The sequence below is a fragment of the Streptomyces bobili genome, assembly GCF_002154575.1.
GTDB classification, from domain to species: Bacteria; Actinomycetota; Actinomycetes; order Streptomycetales; family Streptomycetaceae; genus Streptomyces; species Streptomyces bobili.
This window is the reverse complement of sequence record NZ_MUBA01000607.1, coordinates 1-2,411: the sequence shown is the minus strand read 5'-3', so window position 1 is coordinate 2,411 and position 2,411 is coordinate 1. Positions and strand designations below refer to the sequence as shown.

The 2,411-nt window shown below is 69.3% G+C and carries 3 protein-coding genes and 1 pseudogene; 2 read left to right on the top strand and 2 right to left on the bottom strand.

Annotated elements, in window-relative coordinates:
* Both BZL64_RS34810 and BZL64_RS34805 read left to right on the top strand, forming a co-directional pair.
* Positions 1-600 (top strand): DUF5753 domain-containing protein (locus BZL64_RS34810; RefSeq protein ID WP_086773065.1); only part of this gene is annotated, 600 nt, incomplete at its 5' end.
* 9 nt (positions 601-609) lie between these two features.
* The gene (locus tag BZL64_RS34805) at positions 610-798 is read left to right on the top strand and encodes a DUF397 domain-containing protein (RefSeq protein ID WP_086773064.1); all 189 of its coding nucleotides are present in this window, start codon (positions 610-612) and stop codon (positions 796-798) included.
* A 32-nt stretch (positions 799-830) separates the two neighbouring features.
* Here BZL64_RS34805 and BZL64_RS34800 read toward each other — a convergent pair whose 3' ends face one another.
* Both BZL64_RS34800 and BZL64_RS34795 read right to left on the bottom strand, forming a co-directional pair.
* The gene (locus tag BZL64_RS34800; protein ID WP_086773063.1) at positions 831-1,523 is read right to left on the bottom strand and encodes a helix-turn-helix transcriptional regulator; all 693 of its coding nucleotides are present in this window, start codon (positions 1,521-1,523) and stop codon (positions 831-833) included.
* A 289-nt stretch (positions 1,524-1,812) separates the two neighbouring features.
* A pseudogene (locus tag BZL64_RS34795) lies at positions 1,813-2,411 on the bottom strand (outer membrane protein assembly factor BamB family protein); the annotation flags it as partial.

The window sequence follows — 2,411 nt, the reverse complement described above, 5'->3', positions numbered from 1 at the left end:
CGCGGCTGGTGGGAGGAGTACCGGCGCATCCTTCCTGCCGCCTATCTCGACCTCTCCGAGCTGGATCACCATGCGACGTTCCGCCACGACGTGGCAGTCATCCACGTGCCCGGCCTTCTCCAGACAGAGGCCTACGCGCGCGCTCTTTTCGCTTACATGAACCCGCAGTTCCCGGAGAGCGAGGTAGAGCACAGGGTCAGTCACCGGATGAGACGAAAGGTCGTCATCGAGGGTGCCGACCCCATCCCCTACGAGACGGTGATCCACGAAGCGGCTCTGCGCATCAGGGTGGCCGGCCGGGCTGCATCCCGGATCCAACTGACCCGCATCCTGGAGGCGTCCGAAGCTGAGCACGTCGCGGTGCGCGTCGTGCCGTTCGGTCTGGACGACTTCGCGGGCGCCGGAAGCGCCATGGTGCACGTAGGTGGCGTGGTACCCCAGCTGGACACCGTCGTACGTGACGCCCCGCACGGCACCGCCTTCATCGACTCCGCGGCCCAACTGGAGCACTTCCGGGAGCTGTTCCGTAGGGTGAAGCGAGCGTCACTGGACGCCGGTCAGTCACGCGACCTCATCAACGGACTCATCAGGGAATTGTGAGGAGCAGCCATGTCCACCCGCCTCAAGTGGCAGAAGTCGTCCTTCTCCGGCGGCGGCGAGGGCAACGACTGCCTGGAACTGGCGTCCTCTCCCACCCACATCCACCTCCGCGAAAGCGACACCCCCACCACCGCCCTCACCACCAACCCCGCCGCCCTCGCGCACTTGCTGAAGGGCATACGCACCGGCGCCCTGTGACCAGTCCACCGCGTCCCCACTCGGCCGCAGCTTCAGGTCTCCGGCCCCGCTTCCGCCCCCCGCGGGCCGTGCGGCAACGGGCCCGCCCTGTCCAGTAGGCCCGTCCGTGCCGCCAGGGCCGCTGCCTCCAGCCTCGACCCCACTCCCAGTTTCATCAGGACTCGCTGGACGTGGGTGCGGGCGGTGGAGGGGGCGATGTTCATGCCGGCGGCGATCAGGCGGGTGTCCTCGCCGTCGGCCACGCGGACCAGGACCTCGACCTCGCGGGGGGTGAGGAGCTGGAGCAGGCGTTGGCCCTCGTCGTCGGGCTGGGCGGTGGGGTTGAGGAGTTCGCTGAAGGCTCCCTGGAGGAGTTGGGGGGCCACCGCTGCCTCTCCCGACCTGGCCTTCATGATCGCGCGCTCGACTCCCTCGATGCGCTCGTCATGGCGTACGTAGCCGGAGGCGCCCGCGGCGAAGGCCGCCGCGATGCCGCGCGGGCTCGGGACCGGGCCGAGGACGAGGACGGCGACCTGGGGCCGCTCCCGCTTGATGCGGACGACGGGGTCGAAGATGCCCGGCTCGGCCGGGGTCGCCGTGCCCAGCAGGCACACCTCGGGCGCCCGGGTGATCACCAGTTCCGCCGCGCCCGCGGCGGGCGCCGCCGCGGCGAGCACCCGGTGCCCTCGCAGTTTCAGTGCCGAGGCCAGCGCCTCGGCGAGCAGTCGGTGGTCGTCGACCACCATCAGCCGCACTCCCAACGAGCAACCCCCCAGTCCCCCCGTGGATGCCCTGACGGACAAACAGGCAAGGCAGAGCCAGATACCGGCACACGCGCAGACGGACAAAGGGTGCCCCCCGGCACCCCGCCCTTCATGCCCCCGGAAGCTACACGCTTGTTCGACGTTGCGCTCCCCCTACCGGCGAGAAGTGCCCCGGATCGCCGAAATTCCTCGGATTCGAGGGTGTTGAGCGGTACGTGCACGGCCCCGCCCCTGAACAGGGACGGGGCCGTGCGGGCAAGCGGCGCGACGATCAGTCGCCGGCGCCGAACGCCAGTGCCAGGTACTCCTTGTCACCGCTGCCGGAGCTGTCGTGCGCGTACACGGCGGCCATGTACAGGCGGCCCTGCGCGTAGATGAGTTCGGAGGTTTCGGGAGACATTCCGCTCTCCGCGTCCCGCACCGACTCCGTCGACGGGTTCTGGAGCAGCTTCGTCTGCTTGAACGTACCGCCGTCGATGCTGACGACCTGTCCGCCCTCGCTGTACGGCGCACCCTTGTACGCGATGACGTTGGTGCCGTCCATGCGCAGCGGGTACAGCGTGTAGCCGTCGCCGGCGTCGGCCCGCTGGCCGGTCTGCTTGCCGGTGGTCAGGTCGAAGGCGACGATCTCGTTGGTCTCCTTGTACTCGCCCGTGCCGTCGTGCTCCTCCGTCGGGAGGTACAGCCGGTTGGGGCCGACGGCGATGCCGGCGCACTTCTCCATCTCGGTGATGCCGTCGCAGCGGGCCGCGAACTGCTCACCCGGCGCCGAGATCTTGGTCAGCAGCTTGCCGGTCTTGTTGTCGATGGAGAAGAAGTCCGAGATGCCGCTGCCGTCCTGGGCGCTCTCGCCGACGTCGGCGGCCACGA

Excerpts from the sequence above, each read along its gene's own strand:
- BZL64_RS34805 (WP_086773064.1), top strand. The coding sequence starts at position 610 with ATGTCCACCCGCCTCAAGTGGCAGAAGTCGTCCTTCTCCGGCGGCGGC.
- BZL64_RS34800 (WP_086773063.1), bottom strand. The coding sequence starts at position 1,523 with ATGGTGGTCGACGACCACCGACTGCTCGCCGAGGCGCTGGCCTCGGCA.